A 15,914-nucleotide genomic window follows, 5' to 3' on the forward strand; every position below is an offset into this window, starting at 1 on the left:
CCTGAACCACCCCCACCTCCTCCCTCCTCCCCGCAAGGGGGAGGAGAGCGTCCTAGTCGGCTCAGTCGTGGATGATGACCGCGACAGCCCTTCCTCGGACAGCCCATGGCGCGCGCGAAACCTCTGGCCGACCTGATCGGTGCCTGCGTCGGCCCGGCCTTCGCGGCGCAGGGTTTTGCGTCCGCCGACATCATCGCGGTCTGGCCCGGCATCGTCGGGGCGCGGCTGGCGAACGCCTGCCAGCCGGTGAAGCTCGAATGGCCCCGCCGCGCCCGACGCGACGCCGAGGGGCGGCCCGAGCCCGGCACCCTGGTGGTGCGGGTCGAAGGCGCCTTCGCGCTCGAACTCCAGCATCTCGCCCCCGTCGTGATCGAGCGGGTTAACGCGCATTACGGTTGGGCCTGCGTCGGCAAGCTGGTGCTGCGCCAGGACCGGCTGCACCGGGCGCCCCGGCGCAAACCCGCCCCGCCGCTCGATCCGGTGCGGCGCGGCGAGGTGGCGCTGGCGGTCTCGCGCATCGAGGACGATCCCTTACGCGACGCCCTCGACCGGCTCGGCATCGCCGTGGTGGCTGGCGAGCCCCATCGATAGGGCTGCCTCGCGCGGCCACCCGTGATAAGGGGCGCCGAACCCGTGCGGCGACGTGTGCGCGGTCCGCGCGAGCCCGATCCGCCTATACCTCGACGCCTCTGGCCCCTCGCGGCCTCAACGGAGCCCGTCTTAAGCCATGATCACCCGGCGCGACGCCCTCAAGACCACCGGCCTCGCCCTCGGCGCGGCCCTCCTGATGCCCCGCCTCGTCGCCGACGCGCTCGCGCAGTCGGCCGACACGGCGGCGCTGCTTCAGCCCGGCCCGCTCGGCGACGTCTGGCTCGGCCCGGCGGACGCCAAGGTGACGATCATCGAGTACGCCTCGCTGACCTGCTCGCACTGCGCCCACTTCCATAAGGACACCTATCCGGTCCTGAAGGAGCGCTACATCGACACCGGCAAGGTGCGCTTCACCCTGCGCGAGTTCCCGCTCGACCCGCTCTCGACGGCAGCCTTCATGCTGTCGCGCTGCGACGGCAACGACAAGTACTACCCGATCTCCGACCTGCTGTTCGACCAGCAGCAGAACTGGGCCTTCGTGCGCAAGCCGCAATCGCCGGTCGATGCCCTGGAGCAGATCGTGCGGCAGGCGGGCTTCTCGAAGGAGAAGTTCGAGACCTGCCTCAAGGACCAGAAGACCTACGCCGCCATCAACGCGGTCAAGACCCGCGGCCTGGAGACCTTCAAGGTCGAATCGACCCCGACCTTCTTCATCAACGGCACCAAGTACAGCGGCGCGCTGTCGATCGAGGAGATGGAGAAGATCATCAAGCCGATCCTGGGCGCGTGAGCCGATCCCGCGAACGAGCCGTTGAAAGAAGTGGATTATGAAGCAGCGTCAACGGCTTAAGCTCGACGTTGCGCGCCTTGACTCGCCAGGATGGCGAAACTATGGTGCGCCGCGCCGAGGGGGCAGGCCCTACCCTTCCGCTCCCGACGACGTGTGGGGTCGCCCGTGAGCGGCAGCCCTTCAGGTAGCGGGAGTGGGCCGGGCGGGCCTCCCGACGAAAGCGATCTCTCCGCGAGGCTCAGACGTCTCGAGACGCAGCTCGAGGGCAAGCGGCCCAAAGCCGCCCCCACCGGGCCTGCGCGCGCCGGCACGCCCGGCGGGTCGGCCCAGCTCGGGCAGGCCATGCGCCTCTCGACCGAGTTCATCGCGGGCGTGATCGCCGGGGGAATCCTCGGATACCTGTTCGACCATCTCCTCGGCACCAAGCCGTGGGGGATGATGGTGTTGCTGATGCTGGGCTTCGTGACCGGCATCTACAACGTCATGCGGGTCAGCGGCTTCAGCGGCCAGAAAGCTGAGAAAGAACGTCGGGATGGGTCTTGAGACTCGCCCGGCATCGTGTAAGGGCGACGCGCGACATGGGAGCCGCCAGGCACCCGGCGCGACACGAAGAAGGGCGGAAGCGAGCCAATGGCGGTCAGTGTCGACCCGATCCACCAGTTCGAGCTGCAGCCGCTCGTCTCGCTGGGGCATATCGGCAACCAGCAGATCGCGTTCACGCAATCGGCTCTCTACATGTTCGCGGCGGTGGGCGTCATCGCGCTCCTGACCATCGCGGCCACCTCCGGCCGCGCCGTCGTGCCGGGCCGGCTCCAGGCGCTGGCCGAGACGCTCTACGAGTTCATCGCCGACACGGTGCACCAAGCCACCGGCGCCGACGGCAAGCGCTTCCTGCCGCTCGTGTTCTCGCTGTTCATGTTCGTGCTCGTCCTGAACCTGTTCGGGATGATCCCCTACGCCTTCGCGGTGACGAGCCATCTCATCGTCACCTTCGGCCTCGCGCTGGTCGTGATCCTCACCGTGGTGATCTACGGCGTCGCCAAGCACGGCACCCACTTCCTCGGCGTGTTCGTGCCCTCGGGCGTGCCCAAGCCCCTGCTGCTCATCATGGTGCCGATCGAGATCGTGTCGTTCCTGTCGCGTCCGATCAGCCTCTCGGTCCGTCTCTTCGCCAACATCCTGGCCGGCCACATCGCGCTGAAGATCTTCGCCTTCTTCGTGGTGCAGCTCTTGGTGGCCGGCGCCTGGGGCGTGCTCTCGCCCCTGCCGCTCGCGCTCACCGTGGCGCTGACGGCCCTCGAATTCCTCGTCGCGGCCCTCCAGGCCTACGTCTTCGCGACGCTGACGGCGGTCTACCTCGCCGACGCCCTTCACCCCGGCCACTGATCCTCATCGGCCGGACCTTCCCCTCGAGACCATCGTTCGAACCTCAGGAGTGTTTCATGGATCCCGTCGCTGCGAAGTACATCGGCGCCGGCCTCGCCTGCCTCGGCATGGCGGGCGCCAGCATCGGCCTCGGCAACCTGTTCGGTCAGTTCTACGCGGGCGCCCTGCGCAACCCGTCGGCCGCCGATAGCCAGCGCACCAACCTCCTCCTGGGCTTCGCGCTCACCGAGGCGCTCGGCATCTTCTCGCTGCTCGTCGCCCTGCTGCTCCTGTTCGCCGTCTGACGCTTCGACCCTCGGGGGAGCGGGAGGCGGTCCGCGCGGCCGCTCTCCCCTCCCCCGCTTAACGATCCGGCCGCTCCGCCCGCGGAGCCGGCCTTCCGACGTCACCGGACAGGGCCATGGCCGAGAAGAATCCCCTCACGACTCCCTCCCCGAACGCGGACACGAAGATCGTTCCGCCTGGAAGCCCTCAGGCCCATACCGAGCAGGCGTCCGGCGGGCATCATGCCGCCTTCCCGCCCTTCGAGAGCCACACCTTCCTCTCGCAGCTGATCTGGCTCGCGCTGGCCTTCGGCCTGCTCTACTACCTGATGTCCAAGATCGCGCTGCCCCGCATCGAGGGCATCCTCGGTGATCGCGCCCGGCGCCTGTCGGCCGATCTCGACGAGGCCCAGCGGATGAAGTCCGAGGCCGACGCCGCGGGCGCCGCCTACGAGACCTCCCTGCGTCAGGCCCAGGCCAAGGCCCAGGCCATCGCCCAGGACACCCGCAACGCCCTCTCGGCGGAAGCCGACGCCAAGCGCAAGACCCTTGAGGCCGAGCTGAACCAGCGCCTCGCCGCCTCCGAGGCGACGATCCGCGCCCGGACCGCCGAGGCCATGGGCAACGTCCGCTCCATCGCCGGCGAGACCGCGTCCGCGATCGTCGAGCGCCTGACCGGCAAGGCCCCCGACCAGGCCACCCTGGACCGCGCGCTCTCCGCCACCCCGGCGCTGAACTGATCCCGCGGGTCGGCGCCTAAGCCGGCCCCGCTCTTCGAACCGGACCCGCGCCGCCGCGCCGGGACAGGCCGACCAAGGGTTTGAGACCGACATGCTGTTGACCGCGGAATTCTGGGTCCTCGTCGCCTTCGTGGCGTTCCTGGCCATCGTGTGGAAGGTCGGCGGCTTCGACATGATGACCGGCGGTCTCGACAGCCGCGCCAAGCGCGTGCGCCACGAACTCGACGAGGCCCGCCGCCTGCGCGAGGAGGCCGCCGCCGTCCTCGACGACTACAAGCGCCGCCGCGCCCAGGCCGAGAAGGATGCCGAGGCGATCGTGGCGAGCGCCCGCGAGGAGGCCGAGCGCCTCAATGAAGAGGGCCATGCCCGCCTCAACGAGTTCGTCGCCCGCCGCACCAAGGCGGCTGAGACCAAGATCGCCCAGGCCGAGGCCCAGGCCGCCGCCCAGGTCCGCGCCGCCGCCGCCGACGCTGCGGTGAAGGTCTCGGAGACGATCCTGAAGGAGCGCCTTCAGGGCGCCGCCGCCCAGGACCTGCTCCGCTCCAGCCTCGGCGACGTAAAGACGCGCCTCTCGGCCTGATCCACCTTCCAGAGACCCGTTTTTCGGCAAACGCCCGGCCCCGTGCCGGGCGCTTTGCTATGCGCAAGAAGCTGTGCAGTGCTGCAACCGATGACGCTCCCGTTAAAATTTTTGACGGCGGGGGCAAAATCAGCTGCGCTTGGCCTGTCGTGCTCCGGCGTGTAGAAATGAATGCGAAAAGCACCCCCGTGCATGCCAATGACAAACGGGCGGGTTTTAATCAGGAAACATCAGAAGAGGCTTCGCTCATGAGCGCCGGTACCGCCACCGACAACACCACCCTCGACACGTTCTTTTCCGCGCACCTCGAGCAGACCGATCCCGAGATCGCCAAGGCGGTCGCCCAGGAACTCGGCCGCCAGCAGCACGAGATCGAGCTGATCGCCTCCGAGAACATCGTCTCGCGCGCCGTGCTGGAAGCGCAGGGCTCGGTGCTGACGAACAAGTACGCCGAGGGCTATCCGGGCCGGCGCTACTACGGCGGCTGCCAGTTCGTGGACATCGCCGAGGAGCTGGCGATCGACCGCGCCAAGCGCCTGTTCGATTGCGGCTTCGCCAACGTGCAGCCGAACTCGGGCTCGCAGGCCAATCAGGGCGTCTTCCTCGCCCTCATGCAGCCGGGCGACACCTTCCTCGGCCTCGACCTCGCGGCCGGCGGCCACCTGACCCACGGCGCCCCGCCGAACGTGTCGGGCAAGTGGTTCAAGCCGGTCTCCTACACCGTGCGCCGCGACGACCAGCGCATCGACATGGAGCAGGTCGCCGCGCTCGCCGCCGAGCACAAGCCGAAGGTGATCATCGCCGGTGGCTCGGGCTATCCGCGCCAGTGGGACTTCGCCAAGTTCCGTGAGATCGCCGATTCGGTCGGCGCCTACTTCATGGTCGACATGGCCCACTTCGCCGGCCTCGTCGCCGCGGGCCTGCACCCGTCGCCGTTCCCGCACGCGCACGTCGCCACCACGACGACGCACAAGACGCTCCGCGGCCCCCGCGGCGGCATGATCCTGACGAACGACGAGGCGCTGGCCAAGAAGTTCAACTCGGCGATCTTCCCCGGCCTCCAGGGCGGCCCGCTGATGCACGTCATCGCCGGCAAGGCGGTCGCCTTCGGCGAGGCGCTCAAGCCCGAGTTCAAGCTCTACGCTAAGCAGGTCATCGACAACGCCAAGGCGCTGGCCGACACCATCATGTCGGGGGGCTACGACATCACCTCGGGCGGCACCGACAACCACCTGATGCTGGTCGATCTCCAGCGGAAGGGCCTGACCGGCAAGGCCGCCGAGGCCGCCCTGTCGCGGGCCGACATCACCTGCAACAAGAACGGCGTGCCGTTCGACCCGCAGAAGCCGACCGTCACCTCGGGCATCCGCCTGGGCACCCCGGCCAGCACCACCCGCGGCTTCGGCGTCGCCGAGTTCAAGCAGGTCGGCTCGCTGATCGTCGAAGTGCTCGACGGGCTGGCCGCCAAGGGCGAGGGCGGCGATGCCGCGGTCGAGGCCGAGGCCAAGCGGAAGGTCCACGCCCTGACCGACCGCTTCCCGATCTACCAGTAAGATCACCCTCACGGGTGCCGGCGCGGGGGGGGGGGGGGGGGGGGGGCGGGGCCCGGCCGCGGATCGAGAGATCCGCGGCCGCGGCCGTTTGTGGTGCGCCGTTCAGGTCTGCGCGCTTATCCTGGCATTCCGGTGCCCGCTGGGGCACAGAGGCGTCCCGGCCCGACCGGGAGAGCAAGGGTATCGAAGCGCGCGATGCGGTGTCCGTTCTGCGGGGGTCCCGACACGCAGGTGAAGGATTCGCGGCCGAGCGAGGATTCCGCGGCGATCCGGCGCCGCCGCGTCTGCCCGGATTGCGGCGGGCGCTTCACCACCTTCGAGCGGGTGCAGCTGCGCGAACTCACCGTGCTCAAGCGCTCCGGCAAGCGCATGCCGTTCGATCGCGACAAGCTCCAGCGCTCGATCGACGTGGCGCTCCGCAAGCGCCCGGTGGACCCCGAGCGGATCGAACGCCTCGTCTCCGGCGTGGTCCGCCGCCTGGAAAGCACGGGTGACGGCGAGGTCACCAGCGAGGCGATCGGCGAGGCGGTGATGGAAGGCCTCAAGGGCCTCGACGACGTCGCCTATGTCCGCTTCGCCTCCGTCTACAAGAATTTTCGGGAAGCCCAGGATTTTCAGGATTTGCTCGGCACGCTCGGTGGGCGGCTCGCCGAGGACGGGGAAACGGCGTCCGAGCCCGTCGAGGAGACCGAGCCCCCTGCCCCGCCGCGCCGCCGTCCGGCGCGCTCGCGAAGCTGAGGGAGCCGCCCGTGACCGCGTGGACCGCCCTCGACCATCGCGCCATGCGCTTCGCCCTCGCGCTCGGGCGGCGCAATCTCGGCCGCACATGGCCGAACCCGAGCGTCGGCGCCGTGGTCGTCGCCGACGGCCGCATCGTCGGTCAGGCCGCGACCGCGCCCGGCGGGCGCCCCCATGCGGAGCCGCTGGCGCTGGCCATGGCCGGTGCGGCGGCGCGCGGCGCCACGCTCTACGTCAGCCTGGAGCCGTGCTCGCATCACGGCCGCACCCCGCCCTGCACCGACGCCACCATCGCGTCCGGCGTCACCCGCGTCGTCACCGCGATGGAGGACCCCGACCCCCGCGTCGCGGGCCGCGGCCATGCGCTGCTGCGGGAGGCCGGCATCGCGGTCGAGACCGGGCTGATGCGCGAGGAGGCCCGGCGCGACCATCGCGGCCACGTCTCCCGCGTCACCCTCGGGCGCCCGAGCCTGCATCTCAAGCTCGCCCGCACCCGCGACGGCTTCGCCGCGCCGTCCGGCGGTGAGCGGCTGAAGATCACCGGCGCGGTCGCCGACGGCGTGGTGCATCTGTGGCGGGCGCATGCCGACGCCATCATGGTCGGCATCGGCACCGCGCGGGCCGACGATCCCTCGCTCACCGTGCGCCTGCCGGGCCTCTCCGACCGCTCGCCGCTGCGGATCGTCCTCGACTCGACCTTGCGGCTCACGCCTTCGACCCATCTGGTGCGGGGCGCGCGCGACATCCCGACGCTCGTCGTCACCGGAAACCACACCCCGGCCCATGCCCGGCGGATGCTGACCTCCTTCGGCGTCGAGCTTCTGCCCGTCGCCACCGATGCGTCCGGGCGCATCGACCTCCCCGCGGCGATGAGCGCACTCGCCGAGCGCGGCCTGACCCGCATCTGTAGCGAGGGCGGGCCGGCGCTTGCGGACGCGCTCGCCCGCCACGATCTGATCGATGCTTGCACGCTGATCACCGGCCCGGTCGAACTCGGGCCCGCGGGCGGTCTGCCGGCGGTCGGCAAAAACCTCGCCCGCCGCTTGTCCGACGGCACGCTCCGCGCGGTCGAGGCGCACGATCTCGGACCGGACGCGGCGATCACCTACGAGAGGGTTTGAGATGTTCACCGGGCTCGTCACCGATGTCGGCCGCGTCGTCTCGATCCAGGGCGGCGACCGCCTCGTCCGCATCGTCATCGAGAGCGCCTACGATCCCGGGACAATCGCGCTCGGCGCCTCCATCGCCTGCTCGGGCCCCTGCCTCACCGCGGTCGAGATCACGCCGCACGGCACCGGCTGCCGCTTCGCGGTGGACGCCGCCGCCGAGACGCTGGCGCGCACCACCGTCGGCGCATGGCGCGAGGGCACGCGGGTCAACCTCGAGCGCTCGCTCAAGCTCGGCGACGAGATGGGCGGCCACCTCGTCACCGGCCATGTCGACGGCGTCGCCGAGATCGTCACCCGCGAGACCGTGACCGGCGAGGACAACCCGTGGGGCGCCAGCGAACGCTTCACCCTGCGGGCGCCGGCGGCGCTCGCCGGCTTCATCGCCGAGAAGGGCTCGGTCTGCCTCGACGGCACCTCCCTCACCGTCAACACGGTGGACGGCACCGATTTCTCCGTGCTGCTGATCCCGCACAGCCTCTCGGTGACGACCTGGGAGGACCGCCGGGCCGGCGACCGGGTCAACCTCGAAGTCGACCTCATCGCCCGCTACGCCGCCCGCCTCGCCGAGGCGCGGGGGTTGATGCAGGGGTGAGCCGACCGCTCCCCCAAACCACCTCATCCTGAGGTGCCGCGAAGCGGCCTCGAAGGAGGGCTCCAGCCAGCCGCGCGCTACGCTGGAGCCCTCCTTCGAGGCTCCGCCTTCGGCTCCGCACCTCAGGATGAGGGGGATGGGTGGGATGCGCATTCGAGCAGGCGTCGCCGTTCACGTCCCACAGAACGTCCGGTACCCCACGCCCCCGTTCTCCGGCGCCTCGGCGAGGCGGGCGTGCTCTATTTGGTCGTCGTAGGGGCGCGCCAGCACGCACAACATCGTCTCGAACGGCGAAAAATCGTCCCGCTCGATCGCCGCCGCGATCATCTCCTCGACCCGGTGGTTGCGCGGGATGAAGGCCGGGTTGACCGCCCGCATCGCCGCCGCGCGCTCAGGCCCGCTCTGCGGGTCTTCGGCGAGACGCTGGCGCCAGCGCGCGGCCCAGGCGTCGTATGCGACCGGATCGACGAAGCCGTCGCGCACCGGGCCGTCGCCGTCCGGTGATTCGGCGGCATCGCAGAGGCGGCGGAAGGTGAGCGTGAAATCGGCCTGGTTCTCGGCCATCCCGCGCAGCAGGTCGCCGGCGAGTTCGGCGTCCCCCTCGCGCAACTCCGACAACCCGAGCTTGCGCGCGAGCCCGCCGCGATAGGCGTCATCGAAGCGGGGGCCGAAGGTGGCGAGCGCGGCTTCCGCCTGCTTCACGGCGGCGTCCTCGTCGGAATCGAGGAGCGGCAGCAGGGTCTCGGCGAAGCGGGTGAGGTTCCATAGCGCAATGCGCGGCTGCTGGCCGTAGGCGTAGCGGCCGTTGCGGTCGATCGAGCTGAACACCGTGCGGGGGTCGTAGGCGTCGAGGAAGGCGCAGGGGCCATAATCGATGGTCTCGCCCGCCACCGACATATTGTCGGTGTTCATCACCCCGTGGACGAAGCCGACATGGAGCCAGCGCGCCACCAGCTCGGCCTGGCGTGCCGCCACCGCCTCGATCAGGGCGCGGGCGCGGTCCTCCCGCCCCTCCAACTCGGGATAGTGGCGGGCGATCACGTGGTCGGCCAGCGTGATCAGGGCGTCGGTGTCGCCGCGGGTGGCGAAGAACTGGAACGTGCCGACGCGGATATGGCTCGCGGCGACCCGAGTGACGATGGCGCCAGGCAGCACCGTTTCGCGGATCACCGCCTCGCCGGTGGCGACCGCGGCGAGCGCCCGCGTGGTCGGGATGCCGAGCGCGGCCATCGCCTCGCTGATGAGGTATTCGCGCAGCACCGGCCCCATCGCGGCCCGGCCGTCGCCCATGCGCGAGAATGGGGTGGGCCCCGAGCCTTTCAGCTGGATGTCGCGGCGGCGCCCGTGCCGGTCGATCACCTCGCCGAGCAGGATCGCCCGCCCGTCGCCGAGCTGGGGCACGAAGTTGCCGAACTGGTGCCCGGCATAGGCCGCCGCCAGCGGCTGCGCGCCCTCGGCTACGGCGTTGCCGGCCAGCATCGCCATCCCGTCGGGCCCGGCGAGCCAGTCGGGATCGATCCGCAGCTCCTCGGCCAGCGCCCGGTTGACCCGGATCAGCCGCGGGGCCCCGACCGGCGTCGGCGCGAGGCGGGCATGGAAGCGGTCGGGCAGCCGGGCGTAGCTGTTGTCGAAAGGGATCATGGCCGGGTCTTCGATGCGGGGTCTCTCTGAAGGCGAACAGGCGCAGGCGCCGCGGGTTCACGCAAGCCCGCACCGCGCGTCGTCGCGGCCCCTTCGGTCGACTCCGTTGCAGGGCGATGGTAGAAGCCGGCCGGTTCGAGCCTAAGCGCCTGTAACAAAAAAATTTTGTCCGGGGCGGGCTGGCGGCCCTCCCCCAGCCCGGTGCCTCCTTGCGGACCCTCCTCGATCTCCTGCGGGTGATGCGTCCGCGCGACCGCCGCCGCCTCGCGTGGCTCGGCCTCGGCCTCGGGATCGCGGCGCTCCTCGAAGTCGTCGGCATCGCCTCGGTCATCCCGTTCCTGACGCTGGTCGGCGATCCCTCCGCCGCCGCGCGGGTGCCGGCCTTGGCCGCCGTCCGGGAGGCGCTGGGGCTCACCGAGGAGCGCGCGTTCCTCCTCGTCACGGGCTTCGCGGCGCTCGGTGCCATCCTGATCACCAGCGCGGTCAATGCCGGGCTCGCCTTCGGGCAGCTGCTGTTCGCCCACCTCGTCGGCTACGATTTCGCGAGGCGGCTGCTCGCCCGCTACGTCGATCGCGAGCGGCTGTTCTTCGCCCGCGCCAACAGCGCGGAACTGGCCAAGAACGTCCTGTCCGAGACCGACCGCCTCGTCGTCGGCGTGCTGACCCCGGCCCTGGTGATCGCCTCGCGGGCGACCTCGGCGCTCGCCGTCATCGTCTTCCTGATCGCCTACCAGCCGCGGCTGGCGCTGATCCTCGGCGGCGGCTTCGGCAGCCTCTACGTCGGCATCTACCTCGTGGTCCGGGCCCGCCTCGCCCGGATCGGCGCGCGGGCGGTGGCCGGCAACGAGGGCCGCTACCGCGTGGTGCAGGAGACGTTCGGGGCGCTGACCGAACTCAAGCTCTACGGCCGGGCCGAGACCTTCTCCGCCGGCTTCGACGCCCCGGCCCGCGGCTATGCCCGCGCGCTGGCCGAGGCCCTGCTCACCGGCCAGCTTCCCCGCTTCGTCATCGAGGCCCTGGCCTTCGGCGGAGTCATCGCCGTGGTGCTGTTCGCGCTGACGCAAGGGCTCGACACCGCCGGCATGCTGCCGCTGCTCGGCCTGTTCGCGTTCGCGGGCTACCGCATGCTGCCGGCCTTCCAGAACATCTTCACCTCGGTCTCGCAGCTGCGCTTCCACCTCGCCGGGGTGCGCCTCATCGTCGAAGCCCTCGACGGCGAGCGCCCGCCGGTCCCCCGCACCGCGGAGCGCCTGCCCTTCGGACGAGACATCCGGGTGGAGGGCGTCGCCTTCGATTACGAGCCCGGCCGCCCGACGCTGCACGGCATCGACCTGACGATTCCCGCCCACAGCACCATCGGCCTCGTCGGCCGCACCGGCTCGGGCAAGTCGACCCTCGTCGGCCTGATCCTCGGCATCCTGACGCCGACGCGCGGGCGCATCCTGATCGACGGCGCGGCGCTGACCCCCGACACCCTGCCGGCGTGGCAGAACCGCATCGGCTACGTGCCGCAGGACGTCTTCCTGATCGACGGGACCGTCGCCGAGAACATCGCGCTCGGCCTGAACCCTGAGCGGATCGACCGGGCGGCGGTCGAGCGCGCGGCCCGGCTCGCCGGCATCCACGAGACGGTCGCGGGCCTGCCCGAGGGCTACGACACTGGCGTCGGCGAGCGGGGCGCGCGGCTCAGCGGCGGTCAGCGCCAGCGCATCGGCATCGCCCGCGCGCTCTACCACGACCCCGACGTGATCGTGTTCGACGAGGCCACCAGCGCGCTGGACGGCGAGACGGAAGCCGCGGTGATGGGCGCGCTCGGCGCGCTGTCGGGCACCCGCACCATCATCATGATCGCCCACCGCCTGTCGTCGCTCCGCCGGGCCGACACGGTCTACGTGCTGGAAGCCGGCCGCATCACCGCCGCGGGCCCGCCCGCACAGGTGATCCCGAGCCTGGAGGAAGCCGGCGCCGCACCGAGCGGCTGAGGCGGCTGGCCGAGCGGCTACGGCCCCGCTATCGATCAGGCGAGCGAAGCGGGGAGCGGCTATGAGCGAGACCATCGAGATCCGGGCCGGAGACGGCACCACGGCGCGCATCGCGCTTGTCGGCGCCGAGCCGGTCTCCTGGCGGGTCGGGGGCCGCGACTACCTCTGGAGCGGCGATCCCGAGCACTGGAACCGGCACGCCCCCTGGCTCTTTCCCGTCGTCGGCGCCTCGGCCGGCGGCCACGTGCGGGTCGATGGCGAGGCCTATCCGATGGCCCAGCACGGTTTCGCCCGCGACCTGCCGTTTACCGTGGTGGCGCGCGCGGACGATTCCGTGACGCTGCGGCTCGAGGACGATGCCGGCACGCGGGCACATTACCCCTTCGCGTTCCGTCTCGACGTGACGGCGCGGGTCTCGGCCCGCAGCCTCGCCTTCGATCTCACCGTGACCAATCCCGGCGACACGCCCCTGCCCTATGGGCTCGGCTTCCATCCGGCCTTTCCCTGGCCCTTCACCGGGGGCGAGCGGCGGGCCGGCGGCGGCTATGCCGTGGAGTTCGAGGCGGCGGAGCGGCCGTTCGTGCCGGAGGTCGGCGCGGGTGGGCTGCTGGTGCGCTCGGAGCGCGAACTGCCGCTCGACGGCGCGCGGCTCGATCTCGATCCGGCACTCTTCACCGAGGCGCTGGTGTTCCTGAACGCCAGGAGCCGCGTACTCCGCTTCGTCGCGCCGGGCGGCGAAGCGATCACGATGCGGGTGGAGGATTTCCCGCATCTCGCCGTGTGGACGCGGCCCACGGCGCCGTTCGTCTCACTCGAAGCCTGGACCGGCCATGCCGACTGGGCCGGCTTCGACGGAGAGCTGGCGGAGCGCGATTCGCAGCGCCTGCTCGCACCCGGCGCCAGCGCCGGGCACGGGATCGTCCTGAGCCTGGAAGGCTGAGGAAGACCCTTCCACCGGCCTCCCCCATCCAACCCCCTCATCCTGAGGTGCCGCGCAGCGGCCTCGAAGGAGGGCTCCAGGGATCACGCGACTTCCGGAGCCCTCCTTCGAGGGCGACGCTCTCGCGCCGCCACCTCAGGATGAGGGCGAGGGTGGGAGAAGCTAAGTCTATACGCCTCAATCGACGGCGATGATGACGTCGGAGCTCTTGATGACGGCGTAGGCTTCGGCCCCGACCGTCAGGCCGAGGGCATCGACCGATTCGTTGGTGATCGACGAGGTGACGGTCTGGCCGTCGGCGATCTGGATCTTCACATGGGCGGTGGTCGTGCCCTTCTCGACCGACACGACCTTGCCCTTGAGGACGTTGCGCGCGCTGAGCTTCATCGGAGTTCCGTTGTCTCGGGGGTTGGGATGCGGCCTCCCTGCCCGAGCCGGCCCGGCGGGGCAAGCCGATGCGCAGCCGTTCTCACAGGTCGGCGGAGGCCTCGTCCTCCTCTTCGGAGACGAGACGGCGGCTGCCCCATTCGGTGAGCGTCGCGTTCATGTCGTCGAGGACGAAGTGGCGGGCGCTGTCGCGGTCGTAGCCCTCGGCGAGCAGGTCGTCGTAATCGGTGAAGGCGTGGCGGGTAAACGCCGTGAGCGCCAGCCACGCCGCGGTCTCCGGCGCGGCCCCGCGCAGGCCGGGACTGCGCATCGCCCGGTCGAGCACGCTCTCGGCCTCGAACTCGGGAAGGCGCGGGACGAGCCGTTCCAGGGCCGCAGCCACGGCGGCACGGCGGTCGCCGAGGGGGATGCGCTGGCTCATGCGGAACTCCTGCCCCCGAAACGAAAAGGGCGGAGCCTTTCGGCCCCGCCCCTCTGTGGTAGCAACTCGTAACGCTTAGCGCTTCGAGAACTGGAAGCTGCGGCGGGCCTTCTTGCGGCCGTACTTCTTGCGCTCGACCACGCGCGGGTCGCGGGTGAGGAAGCCCTCGCGCTTGAGCGGCGAGCGCAGCTCCGGCTCGTAGTAGGTCAGGGCCTTGGACAGGCCGTGGCGCACGGCGCCGGCCTGACCGGAGAGGCCGCCGCCCTTCACCGTGACGGTGATGTCGTACTGATCGACGCGGCCAGCGATCTCCAGCGGCTGGCGCAGGATCATGCGCAGCACCGGACGGGCGAAGTAGGTCTCGACCGCGCGGCCGTTGACCACGACGGTGCCATTGCCGGGCTTGATCCAGACGCGGGCGACCGCGTCCTTGCGCTTGCCGGTGGCGTAGGCGCGCCCTTGCGCGTCCAGCTTCTGGACGTGGACGGGCGCCTCGTTCTCCGGGTTGCTCGTCTGGGTGTTCGCCCGATTGAGATCGGCGAGGGACTGAAGGGTCGCCATGATCAAGCGCTCACGTTCTTGCGGTTGAGGGAGCCGACGTCGAGCGCCTGCGGCTGCTGGGCCTCGTGCGGGTGCGCGTCGCCCTTGTAGACGCGCAGGTTGCCGAGGATCTGGCGGAAGAGCGGGCCGCGCGGGAGCATGCGCTCCACGGCCTTCTCGACGACGCGCTCGGGGAAGCGGCCTTCGAGGATGAACTTCGCCGAGCGCTCCTTGATGCCGCCCGGGTAGCCGGTGTGGTGGTAGTAGACCTTCTGGTCGTACTTGCGGCCGGTGAACTTCACCTTGTCCGCGTTGATGACGATGACGTTGTCGCCGCAATCGACGTGGGGCGTGTAGGCGGCCTTGTGCTTGCCGCGCAGGCGCATCGCCACGATCGAAGCAAGACGGCCCACCACGAGGCCCTCCGCGTCGATCACGACCCACTTCTTGTCGACGTCGGCGGGCTTCAGCGAAGTGGTCTTCATGGCCGATTCCCGTGCCGGTGACGTTGAAAACGAGGCGCCGCCGCGTCGGGAACGACGCAGCGGCGTGCGGGAGGGTGGATACGGAGGTTTTTTCGCTGCGTCAAGATGCGTTGCGAGGGGCAGATCACCGAAAAGCGCAGCAAATCGAGTTGTTTGCGTATAAAGGTATCATGATACCGTACGCCGGTCCGTTACTGATTGATCGCGTCGATACCGTGCCGCTCCGTCATCGCGAGGCGGAGCCGAAGCGATCCAGGGCGCGCGTTCTCCGGAAGAGGGCGCGACTGAGCCGACGAAACGGCCCCCGCCCGACCCTTCGGACCTTACGGAGCACTGGATTGCTTCGGCTTCGCCTCGCAATGACGGGGTGGAGTGGTGCCCACAGACATCATCCGAAAACCGGAACAGGCGGCCGATCCATCGCTCCGCCCATCACGGCGATATTGCAACGGACCTCATGCGCGGCGGCCGGAACGAGAAAAGCCCGCCGCGGCTTGCACCGGAGCGGGCTGGAGTTTGGAGATTCGTCCCGTCCGAAACGGAACAATCAGACAAACGCGCCACCGGGCGATCTAATCCCGACGATTCCGTCCGACCGTACGCGCGCCCCTGCGGCATTATCGTGCCGCCGCGCGACCGCCCGTTTCCACGGCCGGCCGATGTATGCCGCGTCAGCACGCATTCGGCTCGATTCGCAACCGATTGACACCGGGCCCAGGGACGCATCCAGCCCGTAAGCCTGCTCGCAAAGGATGCATCCGCCGCATTGCCTCGCAGGGAAGTCGCGCAGCCCACGAGGAAATGAGCAGGAAAATTCTTGATACGGCGCCTAATTAAATTTGCCGCCTCAGCGGCGAGGGCAGATTATTTTGCATCATCCATCCAGACGGCCCATATGGCCAATCACCGCGTTTCCCTAGGGAAGCAAGGGATCGGGCAGCCTCCGAGGCTGCTTCATACGAACGACGCCTGCTCTTTAATCCGCACAAATTCACGTGGCGGTCAGAATTATTTCGCTTGCCCGCCCTTCTGGTATACCAAATAATGCATGCCACGGCGGTCATGGGGGCATCCCTCGCGGGACCTGGACCTTGGCAGCCGAACCAAGTGCGGCGA

General features: G+C 70.0%; 18 protein-coding genes. 13 read left to right on the plus strand and 5 right to left on the minus strand.

The annotated features are described in order from the left end of the window. Positions 1–105: 105 nt before the first annotated feature. From AAHG03_RS05610 to AAHG03_RS05660, 11 genes are all read left to right on the plus strand, one after another. Complete coding sequence (locus tag AAHG03_RS05610; protein WP_342149373.1) at positions 106–591, plus strand: DUF721 domain-containing protein; 486 nt, start codon at positions 106–108, stop codon at positions 589–591. 136 nt (positions 592–727) lie between these two features. Next, positions 728–1,381 (plus strand): DsbA family protein, encoded by a 654-nt coding sequence (locus tag AAHG03_RS05615; RefSeq protein WP_342149374.1) that lies wholly within the window; start codon positions 728–730, stop codon positions 1,379–1,381. Between the two features lie 165 nt (positions 1,382–1,546). After that, positions 1,547–1,924, plus strand: a complete 378-nt coding sequence (locus AAHG03_RS05620) for an AtpZ/AtpI family protein (protein WP_342149375.1) — start codon at positions 1,547–1,549, stop codon at positions 1,922–1,924. Positions 1,925–2,011: 87 nt separating this feature from the next. Next, positions 2,012–2,767: a F0F1 ATP synthase subunit A gene (locus AAHG03_RS05625; protein WP_342149377.1), complete on the plus strand. Its 756-nt coding sequence runs from the start codon at positions 2,012–2,014 to the stop codon at positions 2,765–2,767. A 56-nt stretch (positions 2,768–2,823) separates the two neighbouring features. Further along, positions 2,824–3,051: a F0F1 ATP synthase subunit C gene (locus AAHG03_RS05630; protein WP_003601125.1), complete on the plus strand. Its 228-nt coding sequence runs from the start codon at positions 2,824–2,826 to the stop codon at positions 3,049–3,051. Positions 3,052–3,167: 116 nt separating this feature from the next. Beyond that, entirely contained in the window at positions 3,168–3,770 is a 603-nt protein-coding gene (locus tag AAHG03_RS05635) for a F0F1 ATP synthase subunit B family protein (protein ID WP_342149379.1), read from the plus strand. Positions 3,771–3,864: 94 nt separating this feature from the next. Then, positions 3,865–4,350: a F0F1 ATP synthase subunit B family protein gene (locus AAHG03_RS05640; protein ID WP_342149750.1), complete on the plus strand. Its 486-nt coding sequence runs from the start codon at positions 3,865–3,867 to the stop codon at positions 4,348–4,350. Between the two features lie 248 nt (positions 4,351–4,598). Next, the gene (gene glyA, locus AAHG03_RS05645) at positions 4,599–5,903 is read left to right on the plus strand and encodes a serine hydroxymethyltransferase (protein ID WP_342149380.1); all 1,305 of its coding nucleotides are present in this window, start codon (positions 4,599–4,601) and stop codon (positions 5,901–5,903) included. 195 nt (positions 5,904–6,098) lie between these two features. Next, a complete protein-coding gene (gene nrdR, locus AAHG03_RS05650; protein ID WP_342149381.1) occupies positions 6,099–6,641 on the plus strand; it encodes a transcriptional regulator NrdR in 543 nt (180 codons plus the stop codon). Positions 6,642–6,685: 44 nt separating this feature from the next. Then, positions 6,686–7,762 (plus strand): bifunctional diaminohydroxyphosphoribosylaminopyrimidine deaminase/5-amino-6-(5-phosphoribosylamino)uracil reductase RibD, encoded by a 1,077-nt coding sequence (gene ribD / locus AAHG03_RS05655; protein WP_342149752.1) that lies wholly within the window; start codon positions 6,686–6,688, stop codon positions 7,760–7,762. A 1-nt stretch (position 7,763) separates the two neighbouring features. Next, positions 7,764–8,402, plus strand: coding sequence for a riboflavin synthase (locus AAHG03_RS05660; protein ID WP_342149383.1), 639 nt, complete (start codon positions 7,764–7,766; stop codon positions 8,400–8,402). 171 nt (positions 8,403–8,573) lie between these two features. Here the strand turns inward: AAHG03_RS05660 and AAHG03_RS05665 are convergent, their stop codons facing one another. Then, the gene (locus AAHG03_RS05665; protein WP_342149384.1) at positions 8,574–10,043 is read right to left on the minus strand and encodes a protein adenylyltransferase SelO; all 1,470 of its coding nucleotides are present in this window, start codon (positions 10,041–10,043) and stop codon (positions 8,574–8,576) included. A gap of 209 nt (positions 10,044–10,252) precedes the next feature. On the opposite strand from AAHG03_RS05665, the gene AAHG03_RS05670 reads away from it, so the two are divergent. Together AAHG03_RS05670 and AAHG03_RS05675 are read left to right on the plus strand one after the other, a co-directional pair. Further along, positions 10,253–12,025, plus strand: coding sequence for an ABC transporter ATP-binding protein (locus tag AAHG03_RS05670; protein WP_342149386.1), 1,773 nt, complete (start codon positions 10,253–10,255; stop codon positions 12,023–12,025). A 61-nt stretch (positions 12,026–12,086) separates the two neighbouring features. Further along, entirely contained in the window at positions 12,087–12,965 is an 879-nt protein-coding gene (locus tag AAHG03_RS05675; RefSeq protein ID WP_342149388.1) for an aldose 1-epimerase family protein, read from the plus strand. Between the two features lie 177 nt (positions 12,966–13,142). On the opposite strand, the gene AAHG03_RS05680 is transcribed toward AAHG03_RS05675, so the two are convergent. The 4 genes from AAHG03_RS05680 to rplM form a co-directional block, all read right to left on the minus strand. Beyond that, positions 13,143–13,352 carry a TOBE domain-containing protein gene (locus AAHG03_RS05680; RefSeq protein ID WP_342149389.1) on the minus strand — a complete coding sequence of 70 codons (210 nt, stop codon included), beginning with the start codon at positions 13,350–13,352 and terminating at the stop codon, positions 13,143–13,145. An 82-nt stretch (positions 13,353–13,434) separates the two neighbouring features. After that, complete coding sequence (locus AAHG03_RS05685; protein ID WP_342149391.1) at positions 13,435–13,773, minus strand: DUF2293 domain-containing protein; 339 nt, start codon at positions 13,771–13,773, stop codon at positions 13,435–13,437. A 75-nt stretch (positions 13,774–13,848) separates the two neighbouring features. Next, positions 13,849–14,334: a 30S ribosomal protein S9 gene (gene rpsI / locus AAHG03_RS05690; RefSeq protein WP_056245912.1), complete on the minus strand. Its 486-nt coding sequence runs from the start codon at positions 14,332–14,334 to the stop codon at positions 13,849–13,851. Positions 14,335–14,336: 2 nt separating this feature from the next. After that, entirely contained in the window at positions 14,337–14,798 is a 462-nt protein-coding gene (gene rplM, locus AAHG03_RS05695) for a 50S ribosomal protein L13 (RefSeq protein WP_342149393.1), read from the minus strand. Between the last annotated feature and the right edge of the window lie 1,116 nt (positions 14,799–15,914).

The organism is Methylorubrum subtropicum, from assembly GCF_038442325.1.
Classification (GTDB): domain Bacteria; phylum Pseudomonadota; class Alphaproteobacteria; order Rhizobiales; family Beijerinckiaceae; genus Methylobacterium; species Methylobacterium subtropicum.